This is a genomic window from Arthrobacter sp. TJ-266 (genome assembly GCF_058269115.1).
Window position 1 is genome coordinate 337,854 of record NZ_JBZCNC010000002.1, and the last position, 16,834, is coordinate 354,687.

The 16,834-nt window shown below is 70.4% G+C and carries 17 protein-coding genes and 3 tRNA genes; 7 read left to right on the plus strand and 13 right to left on the minus strand.

The genetic code is table 11. The features are described from left to right. Positions 1–72: 72 nt before the first annotated feature. From AC4D12_RS06360 to AC4D12_RS06390, 7 genes are all read right to left on the minus strand, one after another. A complete protein-coding gene (locus AC4D12_RS06360) occupies positions 73–1,422 on the minus strand; it encodes an HRDC domain-containing protein (RefSeq protein ID WP_490949063.1) in 1,350 nt (449 codons plus the stop codon). Positions 1,423–1,542: 120 nt separating this feature from the next. After that, a complete protein-coding gene (locus tag AC4D12_RS06365; protein WP_490949064.1) occupies positions 1,543–2,175 on the minus strand; it encodes a DUF3000 domain-containing protein in 633 nt (210 codons plus the stop codon). A gap of 122 nt (positions 2,176–2,297) precedes the next feature. Next, positions 2,298–3,386: a threonine aldolase family protein gene (locus AC4D12_RS06370; RefSeq protein WP_490949065.1), complete on the minus strand. Its 1,089-nt coding sequence runs from the start codon at positions 3,384–3,386 to the stop codon at positions 2,298–2,300. A 7-nt stretch (positions 3,387–3,393) separates the two neighbouring features. Then, positions 3,394–4,143, minus strand: a complete 750-nt coding sequence (locus AC4D12_RS06375) for an SDR family NAD(P)-dependent oxidoreductase (RefSeq protein ID WP_490949066.1) — start codon at positions 4,141–4,143, stop codon at positions 3,394–3,396. Beyond that, complete coding sequence (locus tag AC4D12_RS06380) at positions 4,140–5,504, minus strand: DUF6421 family protein (protein WP_490949067.1); 1,365 nt, start codon at positions 5,502–5,504, stop codon at positions 4,140–4,142. The genes AC4D12_RS06375 and AC4D12_RS06380 overlap by 4 nt, the downstream gene beginning before the upstream one ends. 258 nt (positions 5,505–5,762) lie before the next feature. Beyond that, the gene (gene msrB / locus AC4D12_RS06385; protein WP_490949068.1) at positions 5,763–6,191 is read right to left on the minus strand and encodes a peptide-methionine (R)-S-oxide reductase MsrB; all 429 of its coding nucleotides are present in this window, start codon (positions 6,189–6,191) and stop codon (positions 5,763–5,765) included. Between the two features lie 14 nt (positions 6,192–6,205). After that, a complete protein-coding gene (locus AC4D12_RS06390; protein WP_490949069.1) occupies positions 6,206–6,691 on the minus strand; it encodes a hypothetical protein in 486 nt (161 codons plus the stop codon). A gap of 217 nt (positions 6,692–6,908) precedes the next feature. Here AC4D12_RS06390 and AC4D12_RS06395 point away from each other — a divergent pair, with 217 nt between their 5' ends. Next, a complete protein-coding gene (locus tag AC4D12_RS06395; protein ID WP_490949070.1) occupies positions 6,909–8,186 on the plus strand; it encodes an alpha/beta hydrolase family protein in 1,278 nt (425 codons plus the stop codon). Between the two features lie 3 nt (positions 8,187–8,189). Here AC4D12_RS06395 and AC4D12_RS06400 read toward each other — a convergent pair whose 3' ends face one another. Together AC4D12_RS06400 and AC4D12_RS06405 are read right to left on the minus strand one after the other, a co-directional pair. Continuing rightward, positions 8,190–8,630: a SufE family protein gene (locus AC4D12_RS06400; protein ID WP_490949071.1), complete on the minus strand. Its 441-nt coding sequence runs from the start codon at positions 8,628–8,630 to the stop codon at positions 8,190–8,192. Further along, the gene (locus AC4D12_RS06405) at positions 8,627–9,538 is read right to left on the minus strand and encodes a sulfurtransferase (RefSeq protein ID WP_490949072.1); all 912 of its coding nucleotides are present in this window, start codon (positions 9,536–9,538) and stop codon (positions 8,627–8,629) included. The genes AC4D12_RS06400 and AC4D12_RS06405 overlap by 4 nt, the downstream gene beginning before the upstream one ends. A gap of 188 nt (positions 9,539–9,726) precedes the next feature. On the opposite strand from AC4D12_RS06405, the gene zapE reads away from it, so the two are divergent. Further along, positions 9,727–10,767: a cell division protein ZapE gene (zapE, locus tag AC4D12_RS06410; RefSeq protein ID WP_490949073.1), complete on the plus strand. Its 1,041-nt coding sequence runs from the start codon at positions 9,727–9,729 to the stop codon at positions 10,765–10,767. A 126-nt stretch (positions 10,768–10,893) separates the two neighbouring features. Here the strand turns inward: zapE and AC4D12_RS06415 are convergent, their stop codons facing one another. The 4 genes from AC4D12_RS06415 to AC4D12_RS06430 form a co-directional block, all read right to left on the minus strand. Beyond that, a complete protein-coding gene (locus tag AC4D12_RS06415; RefSeq protein ID WP_490949074.1) occupies positions 10,894–11,145 on the minus strand; it encodes an antitoxin in 252 nt (83 codons plus the stop codon). A gap of 179 nt (positions 11,146–11,324) precedes the next feature. After that, positions 11,325–11,399 (minus strand) — tRNA-Val (locus tag AC4D12_RS06420). A gap of 25 nt (positions 11,400–11,424) precedes the next feature. Continuing rightward, positions 11,425–11,495: transfer RNA gene (locus AC4D12_RS06425), tRNA-Cys, on the minus strand. A 51-nt stretch (positions 11,496–11,546) separates the two neighbouring features. Continuing rightward, positions 11,547–11,620, minus strand: a tRNA-Gly gene (locus tag AC4D12_RS06430). 180 nt (positions 11,621–11,800) lie between these two features. On the opposite strand from AC4D12_RS06430, the gene AC4D12_RS06435 reads away from it, so the two are divergent. From AC4D12_RS06435 to rpe, 5 genes are all read left to right on the plus strand, one after another. Continuing rightward, positions 11,801–12,760: a cytochrome gene (locus AC4D12_RS06435; protein ID WP_490949075.1), complete on the plus strand. Its 960-nt coding sequence runs from the start codon at positions 11,801–11,803 to the stop codon at positions 12,758–12,760. Between the two features lie 168 nt (positions 12,761–12,928). Further along, positions 12,929–13,537 (plus strand): peptide deformylase, encoded by a 609-nt coding sequence (gene def, locus AC4D12_RS06440; protein ID WP_490949076.1) that lies wholly within the window; start codon positions 12,929–12,931, stop codon positions 13,535–13,537. Further along, positions 13,534–14,493 (plus strand): methionyl-tRNA formyltransferase, encoded by a 960-nt coding sequence (locus tag AC4D12_RS06445; RefSeq protein ID WP_490949077.1) that lies wholly within the window; start codon positions 13,534–13,536, stop codon positions 14,491–14,493. The genes def and AC4D12_RS06445 overlap by 4 nt, the downstream gene beginning before the upstream one ends. After that, the gene (locus AC4D12_RS06450; protein ID WP_490949078.1) at positions 14,490–16,169 is read left to right on the plus strand and encodes an RsmB/NOP family class I SAM-dependent RNA methyltransferase; all 1,680 of its coding nucleotides are present in this window, start codon (positions 14,490–14,492) and stop codon (positions 16,167–16,169) included. The genes AC4D12_RS06445 and AC4D12_RS06450 overlap by 4 nt, the downstream gene beginning before the upstream one ends. After that, positions 16,166–16,825, plus strand: a complete 660-nt coding sequence (rpe, locus tag AC4D12_RS06455; RefSeq protein WP_490949079.1) for a ribulose-phosphate 3-epimerase — start codon at positions 16,166–16,168, stop codon at positions 16,823–16,825. Before AC4D12_RS06450 ends, rpe begins: the two co-directional genes overlap by 4 nt. Positions 16,826–16,834 lie beyond the last annotated feature (9 nt).

The following is a 16,834-nucleotide window of genomic DNA, read 5'->3' on the forward strand; positions in this document are numbered from 1 at the left end:
GGGGTTGTCGATCCGGCGCAATGTTACTGGCGGGTAACATGGCGCGCAACCGACCCGCCGAGCGGTGTCGGCTCACTCGGCCGGAGGGCTGTCCTGCCCCTGCTGGTTGCGGGCGGGCAGGGGGTCGGGATCGAGGAACGCGACCGTGATGACCGCCGCCACCTGCTCGATCTGCCAGGGCCGCGCCCCCAGCTCCGCGAGGGCGGTCGAGACGGAGTCGAGCGTGATGTCCGCGGGCGGACGCCAGGCGATGCGCCTGAGGTAGTCCGGAGTGAGGAGGTTCTCCACGGGCATGCCGAGGGCGTCCGCGCGCTGGGCGATCCGGGGCCGGGCCGTCTGGAGGCGCGCAGCCGCCTCCGGGTCCTTCTCGGACCAGATGCGCGGAGGGGGCGGCGCGTTCGTGGAGATGTGCAGCGGCGGGAGGTCCGTGGCCTTCCGGGCGTCGGCGATGCATCGGAGCCAGCGCGGTGCCTCCTTCTGGGCTGCACGGCCGTGGAAGCCCTTCGTGGCGAGCAGCTGCGGCACGGTCGCGGGCATGGCCCTGGCCGCCGCGATGATCGCCGAGTCGGGGATGAGGCGACCCGGGGCGACGTCGCGCCGTTGCGCGAGCTCCTCACGCTCCGTCCACATCTCGCGGACGGCCGCCAACTGCCGGCGGTCGCGCAGCTGATGGAGACCGGAGGTCCTGCGCCAGGGGTCGATCCTGGGCTCTGCCGGCGGCGTCCGACGGATGTGCTCGAACTCCTCCTCGGCGATGGCGAGTTTGCCGTCCTGCTTTAGCAGGGCGGCGAGCTTGTCCCGCAGCTCGGTCAGCACTTCGACATCGAGCGCCGCGTACCGGAGCCACGGCTCGGGCAGGGGCCGCTTCGACCAGTCGGCCGCGGAGTGCTCCTTCGCGAGGCTGAAGCCCAGCTGCGACTCGATGACGGCTGCGAGTCCCACGCGGGGCAGCCCGGCGAGGCGCGCGGCGAGTTCGGTGTCGAACAGCCTGTCCGGCCACATGCGCAGCTCGGACAGGCACGGCAGGTCCTGGCTGGCGGCGTGCAGGATCCACTCGACACCCTCGAGGGCGTCGTCGATGATCTGCAGGTCCTCGAAGGGCTCGGGGTCGATGAGCCACGTTCCCGCACCTTCACGGCGGATCTGCACGAGGAACGCCCGTTGTCCGTACCTGAAGCCGGACGCCCTCTCGGCGTCCACGCCCGCGGGTCCCGAGCCTGCCGCGAGGGCTGCTGCCGCCCGCTCCAGGCCCGCCATCGTGTCGATGACCAATGGCACGCCGTCGCGCGGTTCGGTGAGGACGGTGAGGGCTTCGGGGGTGTCGATCGTCTCTGGATCACCGGGTATGCCGGGTGCATCGGTGGCGTCGTCGACAGGAGAGGAGGCGGTGGCGCTCTCCGTGTGTTCGGAGGTGTCGGTCATGGTCCCTGCAGTCTATCCCCGCGCCGGGGGGCGAGGACGGAGCAGAACGGGTGGTCCCCGTGCCTGTCGGAGGGTGACGACGGCGGAATCAGGAATGTCCGGACGGCCGCGGGATCGCGGTCAGGACCGGCGGTGCGGCAGGTGCGCCACGCCCTGGGGGAGCGGCGGGAGTCCCGCGAAGGTGCACACCATCTCCGACCAGGCCTCGAGGTGGGGCCTCGCGTCGGAGGAGCCGGGTGACCAGGACGCACGCAGCTCGATGTCGATGGTGTCCGCGCGGTCCTCGAGCGTGCCGTAGCTCTCCGACAGGATGCGCGTGGTGGTGCCGCCCGTGCTGTGGTGCCGCGCCCCGTGGTTGTCGAGTGCCTCCACGAGCCAGGTCCAGGCGACGGAACCGAGCATGGCGTCATTGCCCATGTCCGGTTCGAGCTGCGCGCGGATGTACGTGACGATGCGGAAGCGTCCGTTCCACACTGCGGAGCCAGCGGGATCGTAGAGGAGGATGAACCGGCCGGTTGCGAGTTCCTGCGCCTCCGGCGGCGGCAGGAGGGCGCGGGCCGGCCCGTGGAGCGGCGGCGGCACCGGCGTCGTGTCGAAGACCTCCGCGCCGAGGGCGACGGCGAAGGGCGCGAGGCGCGCGGGCGCCGGGATCTCGTCGAGGCGGACCTCACTGCGCCGACGCGCGGAACGCAAGCCGTCGAGGGCGTCGGAGAACTCCGAGGGAAGTTGCGACACACCACCGAGAGCACTCATTCCCGCAGATTATGCCCATCCGAGGAGGCCATGTGGGCGGCGCGCCGACACCGCTCCCGCCGCTGGAACCCCGGCCGTCCCCACCCGGCACCGCTGAGGTGCAGGGATGGGCGGTCACGTCCTCAGGCCGCGGTCTCCCGCCGGATGGCCTCGACGAAGGCGTCGACGTCCTCCTCCGTGGTGTCGAACGAGCACATCCAGCGCACCTCGCCCGTGGCCTGGTCCCAGTCGTAGAACCTGAAGCTCTCGCGGATGCGATCGGCCGCTCCAGGAGGGAGGATCGCGAAGACGGCGTTCGCAGCCGTCTCCTGCGTGAGCGTGACGCCCTCGATCCCGCGTACCTTCTCGGTCAGTCGTGCCGCCATGGCGTTCGCGTGCTGGGCGGACCGCAGCCAGAGATCGCCCTCGAGCAGGGCGATCAGCTGCGCCGAGACGAACCGCATCTTCGACGCCAGCTGCATGTTGAGCTTCCGCAGGTAGTCGAGTCCGGTCGAGGCCTCCTGGTTCAGCACGACGACGCACTCGCCGAACATGAGGCCGTTCTTGGTCCCGCCGAAGGACAGAATGTCGACGCCGGCGTCGCGTGTGAAGGCCCGCAGCGGCTGTCCGAGTGCTGCGGCGGCGTTGGCCAGGCGTGCTCCGTCCATGTGGACGCGCATCCCGCGGGCGTGGCAGTGGTCGGCGATGGCCCTGATCTCGGCGACGGAGTACAGCGTGCCGAGCTCGGTGGTCTGGGTGATCGAGACGGCGAGGGGCTGCGCACGGTGCTGGTCCCCCCAGCCCCACGCCTCGCGGTCGATCAGCTCGGGCGTGAGCTTGCCGTCGGGGGTGGGGACGGTGAGCAGCTTGATGCCACCCACGCGTTCCGGGGCCGCGTTCTCGTCGACGTTGATGTGGGCGGTCTGCGGACACACGACGGCGCCCCACCTCGGCAGGATCGACTGCAGCGACAACACATTGGCGCCGGTTCCGTTGAACACGGGGAAGATCGAGATGCCGGTGCCGAAGTGGTGTTCCATGACCTCGAGCAGGCGGGCCGTGTACTGGTCGTCCCCATAGGCCACCTGGTGGCCCTCGTTGGCGGCCGCCAGCGCGGTCAGGATCTCCGGGTGCACGCCGGAGTAGTTGTCGGACGCGAAGCTGCGCACGGAGCGATCGTGCAGGGGCGCGGGCGTCGAGGGGTCGAGCGCGGGGAGCAGGGTGTCGGTCACGGTTCCATTATCCCCGAGCGGGCGGTGTTGCCTCGCGCGGCCGGGAGGGAGGGACGGCGTCGAGCCGAGCGCCGTTCACCTCGGCCGCCGCGCGGCCGGGAAGGGACGCGAGGACGCGGGCGAGCTCGTCGACGTGCGTGAAGCCGGGGAAGGAGCGTTCCGGGTGCGCGGCGCGCAGGTCGTCGTCCAGGAGGGCCTTGACGACCACGGCGGTGGCCGCCGCCGGGGTGCCGTCCTTCGCGAATCCCTGGGCGACGGCCTGGAGCCAGGCGTCGACGGAGGCCTTCACGGCCGCGTAGGAGGCGTTGGCCGCGGTCGGGGCGGCGACCGCGGTGGCGGTCACGGCCGCGAGGCGACCCCCCTGCTCGGCCAGCTGGTCGTAGAACGCCCGGCTGGTCATGAAGAGAGTGAGGAACACCGAGCGGTGCAGGGCCTCGTGGTCGGCCAGGGACTGCGTGGTGATCCCCGCGGCCCCACGCCAGCCGCCCACCAGGTGGTACACCGCCGTGGCGCCCCCGTGGACGGACGCCACGTGGCCGGCAAGCGCGGCCACGGCGTCCTCGTCGCCGAGGTCGCACACCTGCAGGTCCACGCCCTCCCACCCGTCGAAGGCCGCGTCGAGGCGATCGCGGTCGGACCCGACGGCGACGACGGCGTGCCCGTCGGCGATCAGGCGCCGGGTCAGGGCCCGCCCCGAAGCACCGGCCGCCCCGGCGACCACGGCGGCACCGGACCGCTCCCGGGTCACCTGGGTCACGCTGACGCCCCGGTGATCCCGGCCGTGGACTCGATCACCGGCTTCATCTTCTTCTCCAGCGCCTCGAAGAACATGGAGAGCGGGAACTCGTCGTCGAGCACGGCATCGGTGAGCCCTCGCGGCGGCCCCATCAGGTCCAGGGCCTCGGGCCCCCTCGCCCACACGGACGCCGGGTGCGGCGTGACGGTCGCGGACACCAGCGCGTACGCCGCCAGCCAGTGCGCGGTCTTGGGTCGGTCGATCGAACGCCAGTACAGCTGCTCGATCTGCTCCCCAAGTGCAACGACGACGTCGGCCGCCTCGTCCCAGTCGATGGTCAGCTTGGTGTCCGTCCAGTGCAGGACATGGTGCTGGTGCATCCATGCGAAGAGCAGCTGACCGCCGAGGCCGTCGTAGTTGCGCACGCGGTTACCGGTGATGCTGAACCGGAAGATGCGGTCGAAGATGACGGCGTACTGCACCAGCTTCGCGTGACGCCGCGCGTCGGGGGAGGCGTCGTCGTCCTGCGCTATGCGGACGGACTCGCGGAACGCGGTGAGGTCGCACCGGAGCTCCTCGAGCGAGTACAGGAAGAACGGCATGCGCTGCTTGATCATGAACGGGTCGAAGGGCAGGTCACCGCGCATGTGGGTGCGGTCGTGGATGAGGTCCCACATCACGAAGGTCTCCTCCGTGAGCTGCTGGTCCTCGAGCAGGTCGAGGGCGTCACCCGGCAGGTCGAGGCGGGTGATGTCGGCGGCGGCGCGGACGACCTTCCGGAACCGTGCTGCCTCGCGGTCGGCGAAGATGGCTCCCCACGTGAAGGTGGGCGTCGAGCTCACGGCCACGGTCTCGGGGAACAGCACGGCGGAGTTCGTGTCGTAGCCGTCGGTGAAGTCGAGGAAGCGGATGGGGACGAAGAGTGCGTTCGAGTAGTCGCCGGCTTCGAGCTCGGCGATGAACTCGGGCCAGAGCACCTCGATCAGCACCGCTTCGACCAGTCGGTTCGTACTGCCGTTCTGGGTGTACATGGGGAACACCACGAGGTGCTGGAGCCCGTCGATGCGGTCGAGCTGCGGTTGGAAGGCGAGGAGCGGTTCGAGGAAGTCGGGAGCGGCGAATGCGCTCGCCTCCCAGGCCTCGAAGGCGGTCACGGTGCGTGTGAGGTAGTCGGCGTCGTGGCGGAACAGGGGAGCGAGGTCCCCGACGGCCGCGGTGATGTGGGCGACTGCCTCGGCGGCGATCCCGTGGTGTTCGGTGTCGGGGATCGAGCCGTCCTTCACCTGGAGAGGGCGGATCTGCTGGACCGCGTCCTTGAGCCGCAGCCAGGCAGGGTGCTCCTGGGGTCGCTGGTTCACGGGTCGGAGGGTGGTGATCGTCATGGCTCCTGCTTCGTCTCGTCGTGGTGAGTGCCGTTGCGCCGAGAGTAGCGAGAGAACAGGAATACTTACAGCGCTCTTGCCTGAGTTGAAGCGTTCCTGATGCTCCGCTCGTCGCCGTCCTTCACGAGACGCAGCTGACCTGCCGGTGACGCGAGGAAGGGCCGGTCCATCGGACCGGCCCTTCCTGACGTCTTGACACCTGGGGAGCCGTCGCTCCCGCGGACCGACGATCACTCGTGCCGAGCAACGGCAACCGAGCTACGCCTCGGCGGGTACCAGGCGCATCGAGATGGAGTTGATGCAGAACCGCTGATCGGTGGGGGTGTCGAAGCCCTCGCCCTTGAACAGGTGACCGAGGTGCGAGTCGCAGCGTGCGCAGCGGACCTCGATGCGCTCCATCCCGAGCGAACGGTCGTGCAGGTACCTCACGCGGTCCTCCGCGAGCGGCGCATAGAACGACGGCCAGCCGCAGTGGGAGTCGAACTTCTCACCGCTCGTGAACAGTTCCGCCCCGCAGGCACGGCACGCGTACGTGCCGACGGTCTTCGCGTCGTGGTACTCGCCCGTGTAGGGACGCTCTGTGCCCGCCCTGCGGAGTACTTGGAACTCCTCGGCGGTCAGCTCCTGCCGCCATTCGTCGTCGGACTTCTCGATGTCTGGCCGGAATTGGTCATGTTCGGTAGTCATACCCGGTGCAACGCCTAGGAGTCGCCAATAAATCCCGACCCGGAGTACAGGTGGAGGACGGCGATACCGAGTGCGTCCTGCGCCTTGTTCGCCCAGTCGGTGTGGAAGGTGTCGGCGATCGCGTGGGGGCGCGTGATGACCACGGCCTGTGTGGCGCCGCTCGCTCGTGCCTCCTCGACCAGTGCCGCGACGGGATCCCCGGTGGTGGTGCGCCCTCGCGCGGTGAAACCCTCCCGGGTCAGGGCGTCGAGCGATTCCGCGAGGGCCGTACGGGCCTCCACGCGGTCCTCACGGTCGTCGTCGGCCGAGAAGGTCCTGAAGGCCTCGCCGACCTCGAGCAGGCTGAGGTGGCGGAAGAATTCACCGAGCAGGGACTCCTCGCGATCCTCGGGGATGAGGACCACCACCTCCGCGGCTTCCTCCCCCTCGAGCGTTCGGAGATTGCGGAGATCGGCCTGGGTGAGGGCCACCTCGCTGAGGACAAGGATGGTCTGGGTCATACCGTCACTGTACTGCGGGTCCCGATGACCTCCCTGGGCTTTCCTCTGCGCTCGCGATCGCTTTGATGCACGGTAGGGCGGGTGTCCGGACGAGGACCTGGAACGCTCCGCCCGGATGCTGTTCCCGCCCTCCGCGGTGCCGTGCCCGCCGCTTGCCCGGGCATCCCTGCCGAGTGGCGAATCGACGCGGCTCGGAGCGCAGGGTAGAAAGGGAAGCATGGCATCAACGACGTCACCGGCCGCAGTCAAGCGGATGCGCGCGCCCTGGGTCCGCTGGACGGCACTCGGGGTCGGAGCCGGAGCCGTGCTGACCTCGTCCGCTGCCGGGATCGTCTCCGGACTCGCCGTGTATTTCGCCCGCCAGGTCGTGACGCCGTCGCCCCGGCGCGACGAGAACCTCGACATCCTCGCGGTCGTGGGGCCCGCGGGGAACCGGACCGTGATCCTCCCGGCGAATGACGACACCACCATCGAGGGGACCTACAGCCTCCACTTCGACGGCGGGGCGGGGCACGCCCGTATCGGGGCCATCCGCTCCTACGTACCCCGTGAGGGAACGGTCGAGCGTGAGGTCGAGACCGTGTACGCGGGTGACCTGACCTCGGCCACGAGGGGCTGGTGGGGTGGCGCCGTCTTCCCCTCGCCGTCGGCGATCGGGTTCGCGGAGGTCGAGGTGGGCGTTCCCGTCGAGGGAGGAACGGCCCCGGCATGGCTGGTCCGCGCGGAGGTCCCCGCGCGCACCTGGGCGATCATGGTGCACGGCCGGGGCGCGTCACGCGCTGAGGCGCTGCGCGCCGTCCCCGCCGCACGGAGGCTGGGAATGACGAGCCTCGTCATCTCCTACCGGAACGACGGCGAAGCGCCCTCGGCGTCGGACGGCCGGTACGGCCTCGGGATGACCGAGTGGCAGGACGTCGACGCCGCCATCGACGTCGCCGTGGCCCACGGGGCACAGGACGTGGTGCTCTTCGGGTGGTCGATGGGCGGCGCGATCGTGCTGCAGACTGCCGACCTCTCGCGGCACCGACGCAGGATCAGGGCCCTGGTGCTCGACGGCCCGGTGCTCAACTGGATCGAGGTGCTCGCGCATCACGCCGAGCTCAACCGCATCCCGGCACGCGTGGGACGGCTGGGGCAGGCCCTCCTCGCGAGCCCCCGGGCACGGCGCATCACGGGCCTCGCCGCCCCACTGGATCTCAAGAGCATGGACTGGGTGGCACGGGCCGAGCAGTTGACCCTGCCCACGCTGGTCCTTCACAGCGAGGACGACGAGTTCGTGCCCATCCGGCCGTCGGTGGAGTTGGCCGCGAAGAACCCGGGGTTCGTCACGCTGGAGCGGTTCCACCGGGCACGGCACACCAAGGAGTGGAACGTCGACGCCGAGCGGTGGGACTCCGTGGTGGAACGGTGGCTCGAGAGCAGGCTGTTCGGCCGGACCGTCCCGGGCGGACGGGCGGCCGACGCCGGAGCGTCGGCGCCCGAGCCCACCGGGTGAGGCCTACTGGCCTTCCCTGATCTTCCGCTTGATCCGGCCGAGCATCGCCGACATCCCGCGCATGCGCAGGGGAGTGATGGCCCGTGTGAGGCCGAGGCGGTCGGGGACGTCGTCGGGCACCGCGAGGACCTCCGCCGCGGGCAGCCCGTCGAGGCCCTCGAGCAGCACGCCTGCGAAGCCGCGCGTCGTGGGTGCCTCGGGCGGGGCGGAGAAGAACAGGTGGACGCGCCGCTCGGGCGCCTGTCCGATCTCCATCGTCAGGAAGAGCGGGCTCTGGCACTCCACGACCTGCTCGAGCAGTTCGGGATGCTCGCTGTACCGCTCGGGCAGGGCCGGCAGCTCCCGTGAGAAGTCCAGCAGGAGCTGCAGGCGGTCCGGCTCCGTGAGGTCCTGGAAGTCGTCGATGATCTCCGCGAGCTTCGCGGGGATGGTCTCGGCGGTCATCGCGCGCCTGCCGCGGCCGGTGCCTCACCCGGCTGGTCCCCCCGGACGATGGGGACGCGCACGGCGTTACCCCATTCCGTCCAGGAGCCGTCGTAGTTGCGGACGTTCTGGAAGCCGAGCAGGTACGTGAGCACGAACCACGTGTGGCTCGAGCGCTCACCGATGCGGCAGTAGGCCACCACGTCGTCGCCGTCCTGCAGCCCGGCCTCGTCACGGTAGATGGCGTCGAGCTCCGCCCTGGTCCGGAAGGTACCGTCCTCGGCAGCCGCGCGGGCCCACGGCACCGAGCGGGCGGTGGGGATGTGGCCGCCGCGCAGCGCGCCCTCCTCGGGGTAGGCGGGCATGGTGGTGCGGGCTCCCGTGTACTCGTCGCCCGAGCGGACGTCGATCAGGGGCTTGCCGAAGTGCTCGAGCACGTCACCGAGGTACGCGCGGATCGGGGAGTCGTTCCGGTCCACGAGCGGGTAGTCGGTGCTTCCGGCGGCAGGACGGTCGGTGGTGAGCTCGCGGCCCTCGGCCACCCACTTGTCGCGCCCGCCGTCGAGGAGCCGGACGTCCTCGTGGCCGAACAGGCTGAAGACCCACAGCGCGTAGGCGGCCCACCAGTTGCTCTTGTCGCCGTAGATGACGACCGTCGTGTCCCGTGAGATGCCCTTGGCGGACATCAGCTGCGCGAAACCGGCGCCGTCGATGTAGTCGCGGGTGACCTCGTCGTTCAGTTCCGTGTGCCAGTCGATCTTGACGGCGCCCGGCACGTGACCTGTCTCGTAGAGCAGCACGTCCTCGTCCGACTCGACGACGACCAGACCCTCGGCTCCGAGGTTCTCGGCGAGCCACTGCGTCGAGACGAGGCGTTCGGGGTGGGCGTACTCGGCGAACTTGTCCTGCGTGTCTGGAGCCAGGGTCATGGTGGCCTTCCGGATCGTGGATGGGCGGTCTGCCGTCTAGCCTAACCACGCGCCACTCCCATTGCTTCCGGGTGCCCTCCGGGCCGGGAAGCGCACCGGTGCAGGGCCCGTGGGTACCGTAATGTTTGCTGACAGATCGGCGGCTGCAGTGCCCGCCACATTCCAGGACAAGAGAGCGGTTCCGATTCGTGCCAGTGATCGAGCATCTGACTGAACGCGCCCCCAAGGTATCGGTGGACGAACTGCTGCACGGGTTCTACCCGTCGCCGCGCTTCGGCGAGGTGTCCTTCGACACCTACCGCCCGGACCCGCAGCAACCCTCGCAGGCTGCTGCGGTGACGAAGCTCCGGGAGTTCGCCGGTTCCGTCAACGAGGCCGAGCCGACGGGCCTGCGCAAGCTGTTCGGCGGAGGGAAGAAGAACCCCGGCCGCGCGGGCATCTACCTCGACGGCGGGTTCGGCGTGGGCAAGACCCACCTCCTGGCCTCCCTCTGGCACGCCGCGTCCGGTAGGAAGGCCTTCGGCACGTTCGTCGAGTACACGAACCTCGTGGGTGCCCTGACCTTCCGGAAGACGGTGGACGCCCTGAGCGGCTACAGCCTCGTGTGCATCGACGAGTTCGAGCTGGACGACCCGGGGGACACCGTGCTGATGTCCCGGCTGATGCGCGAGCTCGCCGACGCCGGGGTGAAGCTCGCGGCCACGTCCAACACCCTGCCGGGTTCTCTCGGGGACGGGCGGTTCGCGGCGCAGGACTTCCAGCGTGAGATCCAGGTGCTCGCCGACCAGTTCGACGTGGCGCGCATCGACGGCGAGGACTACCGCCACCGCGGTCTCCCCGAGGCGCCCGCCGCGATCGACGACGCCACGCTGCGCCGGCGGATCGACGGCTACGACGGCGGGGTGCTCGCCGAGGACGATTTCGACGGCCTGCTCCGGCACCTGGCCGGTGTGCACCCCAGCCGGTACCGTCAGCTGCTCGACGGCGTGGACGCCGTCGCGTGGCACGACGTGCGCACCATCTCGGAGCAGGCGGTGGCACTGAGGTTCGTGGTGCTCGCCGACCGGCTGTACGACCGCGACGTGCCGATCATGGCGAGCGGACAGACCTTCGACCGCCTGTTCACCGAGGAGATGATGAACGGCGGCTACATGAAGAAGTACTACAGGGCCGTGTCCCGGCTCACCGCTCTGGCGCGTCAGGGCAGCGACGTCGTCGGCCGGGCCTGATCGGCCACGGAGCGCGCGGGCGACGACCCGACCACCAGCCCGTCCGGCGAGGAACTCCCCTGACACGCAAGAAGCGCCGGTACCGCCTCAAGGCGGGACCGGCGCTTCCTTATTGCCGGGCTGGGATCACACGGCCGGCGGGGAGGTAGGGCCCACGTCGCCCTTGCCGTCCTTCGTGTCGATCTTGTCGACCATCTCCGAAGCCTTGGACTGCACTCCATCGATGTGACGGGAATACTTGCCATGGGTCCTGCTGTCGACGAAGTCGCCAGCCTTACCGATGCCGTTCTTCACCTTGTCGGAATTTCCGCCAATGAGTTCGGTCGCCTTACCCGCGAGGGTGCCGGCCCTGCCCTTGAGCCCATCCAATAAACCCACGGACACCTCCTTTCGGTCGTGGAAACGCAGTACCGTTTCCGCTGCCACAAGCATAGGCCAGGGAGGGTCGGCGAGGACCGGATGGGAGCGGGGTTCGCCTTGGGCTGACACGCAGGAATGCCCGCCCTCGTGCGGAGGACGGGCATGAGGCTACGAGAAAGGCGCCCCGTGGGGCGCCGTGGTGGGCGATACTGGGATCGAACCAGTGACCTCTTCCGTGTCAGGGAAGCGCGCTACCGCTGCGCCAATCGCCCATTGCTGGGTGCTCGTGCCGTCACGAGGTGGGGACGGGATTCGAACCCGCGTATACGGCTTTGCAGGCCGCTGCCTCGCCTCTCGGCCACCCCACCGTGACCGGACTGCTCCGGTGACCGGAGTGAACCGGCCTACAGTGACTTGCGAGCGGACGACGGGATTCGAACCCGCGACATCCACCTTGGCAAGGTGGTGCTCTAGCCAGCTGAGCTACGTCCGCAGAAGGAAAAAAGACCTGAAATCCGTGCTCGAGGGTGACCTTTTCGCAGCGTTTCGTCGCTTTCCAACGAGAGAAAACTGTATAGGACGTTGGGGGGTTCGTCCAATTCGGCGCGCGGGAGCCGGAGCCGCGCGCCGGAACGTGTCGGAGTCTGTCAGAGGGGACTGAGAGACTCGAGCCATGACAGCACCAGCGCTCGCCCACGCCACACCTCACGGCAGGATGTACGCCCGTTCGTCGTCCGAGCAGCCGTCCGTGCCGTCGATCACCACGGTGATCTCCCAGGCGCCGAGCTCGCTGGGAGGCTGGTTCGGGCACATGGCGGCGTCCTCGCTCGCCCGGGACACCCGGCTGCCCGCGGCCCTCGGCAACCCCGCCGAGCTCCGGCAGGCGGTCAAGGACGCGGCCAACGCCGCCGAACGGTACCGGGACGACGCCGCACTGCGCGGTACGCGTGTCCACCGCTACTGCGAGCAGGTCGCCCTGCGGGCACTCGGACGTGAGCACGAGCTCGAGCCGGCCCGTCTCGCTCTCGTGGAGAACGGTGAGAGCGGCTTCGCACAGCGCTTCGACGAGTGGTGGGAGCTGTTCGACGTCCGCCCGGTCGAACCGGAACTCACGGTGTGGAACGCGGAACTCGGCTATGCGGGCACGCTGGATCTCGTGGCGACGATCGGCGGGCGCACCTGCCTCATCGACTACAAGACCAAGAAGACCGATCGTGAGGGCTTCGTCAAGGCGCTGGACGACAAGGTGGTCATGCAGTTGGTGGCCGGGATGAAGGCGCAGGAGGCTCTCGTCGATCCCGAGGCGGGGGAGTGGCGGCCCTGGGACCACGCGGAGCAGCCCCTGCTGCTCGGCGTGGCGGTCGGACAGACCGAGGTGCGTGCCATGCGGGCCAATCCGGCGGTGCTGCGTCACCACTGGCTGCGCTTCTGTGCACTGCGTCGGGCGTGGGAGGCAGGGCTGGAGGCGGAGGAAGCCGGCCGCGCCCTCCTCCCGATCGCACCGCCTCCGGGTCGCGGCACGGCATCCGCCACCGACGGCGGGAGCTCGGTCGTCGATGCTTCACGCGGGACCTCGGACGCCCCTCTCGACGGCGAGTCACCCCAGGTCGCGGCACCCGCCGGTCCCGCCTGAGTCCACCGGACACTACCCCGTCGTTCCGCTCGCTTCGTCGGGCGTGGTCGCGGCACTAGGATTGATCCGCGGCGAGGACGTGCTCCGCAGGCGGAGAAGTCGCCCGCGCGTCGCCGACCTGCCCCGCAGTCCCGGAGCGCCGACGATCGAAGCGAGGAAGACCCGACCATGGCCGTGCTGAGTATCCGCATGATCGGCGATCCGATCCTCCGCACGCCCGCGGCCCCCGTCACCGAGTTCGGTCCGTACCTCGCGCGTCTCGTCGATGACATGACCGAGACCATGATCGATGTGCAGGGTGCCGGCCTCGCCGCCCCCCAGGTGGGGGTCGGTCTGCAGGTGTTCACGTTCCGGGTGGATGGAGCCGAGGGCCACGTGGTCAACCCCGTGCTCGAGACGTGGGGGGAATCGCAGGGCGAGTCCGACGTCGAGGGGTGCCTGTCCGTCCCGGGGCTCGGTAGCTACGTCGACAGGACCGTGTGGGCGCGGGTCACCGGTCGCGACGTCACCGGTGCCGAGGTGAGCGTCGAGGGCAGCGGCATGCTCGCGCGCGCCCTCCAGCACGAGACGGATCACCTCCTCGGGACCCTCTACATCGATCGGCTCGAGGGCGAGGACCGCCGCAGCGCCCTGAAAGCGATCCGGAGCGCGGACTACAACCGCGTGACCTCCCGCACGGCGGAGCAGCGGTCACGGACGCTCGGGTCCAGTTTCGTCGCCGTGCCTCCGTCGGCGTCCGCCACGCGGACATCGTCCAGCAGGCGGGTCCGCCCATGAGGATCCTGTTCGCGGGCACCCCGGAGGTCGCCGTGCCCTCCCTCACCGCACTCGTCGACGCAGGCTTCGACGTCGCCGCCGTGTTGACGCGCGTCGATGCCCCCGTCGGCAGGCGCCGGGTGATGACCCCGAGCCCGGTCGCCCTCGCTGCCGACCAGCTGCAGCTCCCGGTCATCAAGGCCAACCGGTTCGATCCGGGCCTCGTGGCGCAGGTGGCCGACCTCGCCCTCGATGCCGCGGCGATCGTCGCCTACGGGGGCCGGGTTCCGCCGGCTGCGCTCGAGCTGCCCCGTCACGGCTGGATCAACCTGCACTTCTCGCTGCTGCCGGCCTGGCGCGGAGCGGCTCCGGTCCAGCACGCCATCCTTGCCGGCGACGACGTCACCGGCGCCACCACGTTCCGCCTCGAGGAAGGCATGGACAGCGGGCCCGTGTTCGGCGTGATGACGGAGACGCTGGACCCTGCTGCCACGAGCGGCGAGGTGCTCGGGCGGCTGTCGCACAGCGGGGCGGTGCTGCTCGTGCAGACGCTCTCGGGGCTGGAGGCGGGCCGTGTGGCAGCGACCCCGCAGTCGGGCGACGTGACGCTGGCGCCGAAGCTGACGCTCGACGACGCCCGGATCGACTGGAGCGCGCCCGCCGTCGTCGTGCGCCGTCGGATCAACGCGATGACGCCCGAGCCGGGCCCGTGGACCCTGCTCGACGGACAGCGGGTCAAGCTCGGCCCTGTGACCCCTGCGCCCACGCTGGACGACGCCGACGCCGACGCCGACGCCGTCGCCGTCGCCCGCATCCTGGCGCCCGGGCAGGTGGTGCTTGAGGGCAAGACGGTGCTGGCCGGGACGGGCACCACCGCGGTGGTGCTCGGGATGGTCCAGCCCGCCGGGAAGATCATGATGAACGCGCTCGACTGGGCGCGGGGCGCGGCAGCGCGCGGAGAGTTGGTGTTCACGTGAGTGATGCAGGAAGCAGCGGCGCGGCCGATCGCCGCGGGGGCGGTGGGAGTCGTGGGGGGAGCGGAGCCCGGCGCGACGGGCCGTCGGGGAATGCCGGGCGCACCGGCGGCGGCGGCAGCCGTGACGGTGCCGGTTCCTCTGCGCGTTCCGGTGCCGGCACGGGTGGCCCGCGCCGGAACGAGCAGGGGCGGGAACGCAATCGCGGAGGGGAACGGAAGTTCTCTCAATCTGCTCCGTCGCAGCGTTCCCGACGCGCCGATCCTGCCCGCCTCGTCGCGTTCGAGGTGCTCCAGGCGGTCGCCCTCGAGGATGCCTATGCCAACCTCGTGCTGCCCGCCGCGATCCGCAAGCACCGCCTCGACCGGAGGGACGCCGGGTTCGCCACGGAGCTGACCTACGGTGCGCTCCGCGGCCAGGGCACCTACGACGCCATCCTCGCGCGATGCGTGGACCGCCCCCTCGAGCAGCTCGACCCGGCGGTCCTCGACGCGCTGCGGATCGGCGTGCATCAGCTGCTGGGCATGCGCGTTCCTGCTCACGCCGCGCTGGACCAGACGGTCGGCCTCGTCCGCGCCGTGATCGGCGCGGGGCCGTCCGCTCTGGTCAACGCGGTGCTCCGCAAGGTCACAGCGCGTGATCTGGACGGGTGGGTCGAGGAGCTCGTCGCCGGTCTGACCGACCCCACGCAGATCGCGTCGCTCGCCCACAGCCACCCGCAGTGGATCGTGCGGGCGCTGCGCCAGGCGCTGGTGGCGCACGGACGCGAGGCAGGGGAGATCGACGCCCTGCTGGCGGCGGACAACGCGGCCCCCCTCGTGCACCTCGTCGCCCTGCCGGGCCTGGCGACCATCGACGACCTCCTCGCACAGGGCGCGGAGGAAGGGCGGCTTGCACCGGCGTCGGCCCTGTACTCGGGCGGGGACATCGCCCGACTGCCCGGAGTCGCAGCCGGGATGGTACGCGTCCAGGACGCCGGATCGCAGCTGGTGGCCCGCGCACTCGCAGCGGTCGACCTCACGCGCCCGGTCGGTGCTGCCGGCGGGATCGCCGAGGACGGCCGGCAGGACGCCGACGGGGGAGAACGGTGGCTCGATCTGTGCGCCGGACCCGGGGGCAAGACCGCCCTCCTCGCCGCGCTGGGTCAGGACGCCGGGGTCCATGTGACCGCCGTCGAGCCCGTCCCGCACCGCGCGCAGCTCGTCCGGCAGGCGCTGCGGGTGTTCCCCGAGGACACCTGGACCGTACGGACCGGTGACGGGCGCGACGTCGGACGCGACGAGCCGGGGCAGTACCACCGCGTGCTCGTGGACGCACCGTGCACCGGACTTGGTGCGTTGCGCCGGCGTCCGGAGTCGCGCTGGCGACGCCGTCCGGCCGATCTCGTGTCCCTCGCACCCCTGCAGCGCGCCCTGCTCGCCTCCGCGCTGGACGCCGTCGCGCCGGGCGGTGTGGTCGCCTACGTGACGTGCTCCCCCCACCATGCGGAGACCGAGGTGGTGGTCGAGGACTGCCTGCGGGGACGCGAGGGCTTCGAACTGCTCGACGCCGACGCCGGGCTGGACGCCGTGAGCACCGGGGGCCCACTGGGCGCCGGGCACGGTGCGGGCGCGCAGCTCTGGCCCCACCTGCACGGAACAGATGCCATGTACCTCGCACTCATCAGGAAGCAGCCGTGACGCACCTGCAGATCAATCCGAGCATCCTCTCCGCCGACTTCGCGAACCTCGAGGCGGAGCTCCAGCGCATCGCGACGGCCGACGCCGTCCACGTGGACGTGATGGACAATCACTTCGTGCCGAACTTGACGCTCGGTCTTCCCGTGGTGCGCCGCATCCAGCAGGTCAGTCCCGTCCCGCTGGACGTCCACCTCATGATCGAGGACGCCGACCGCTGGGCGCCGCAGTACGCGGAAGCCGGAGCGGCGTCCGTCACCTTCCACGCAGAGGCGGCCGCAGCGCCGGTCAAGCTGGCGCGGGAATTGCGATCGGGTGGTTCCCGGGCAGGGATGGCCCTCCGGCCGGCCACGCCGGTGGAGCCGTACCTCGACCTGCTCGGTGAACTCGACATGCTGCTCGTGATGACCGTGGAACCCGGTTTCGGGGGCCAGGCCTTCCTCGACCTCACGCTGCCGAAGATCAGGCGAGCCGCGGAGGCGATCAGGGGCGGTGATCTGCCCCTGATCATCCAGGTGGACGGCGGGATCACCCCCGACACGATCCTGAGGGCGGCCGAGGCCGGGGCATCGGTGTTCGTGGCCGGTTCGTCCGTGTACGGGGCCGACGACGCCGCCATCGCCATCGCCGATCTCCGCACGGCAGCCCGGCCCCACTGATTTGTGAGC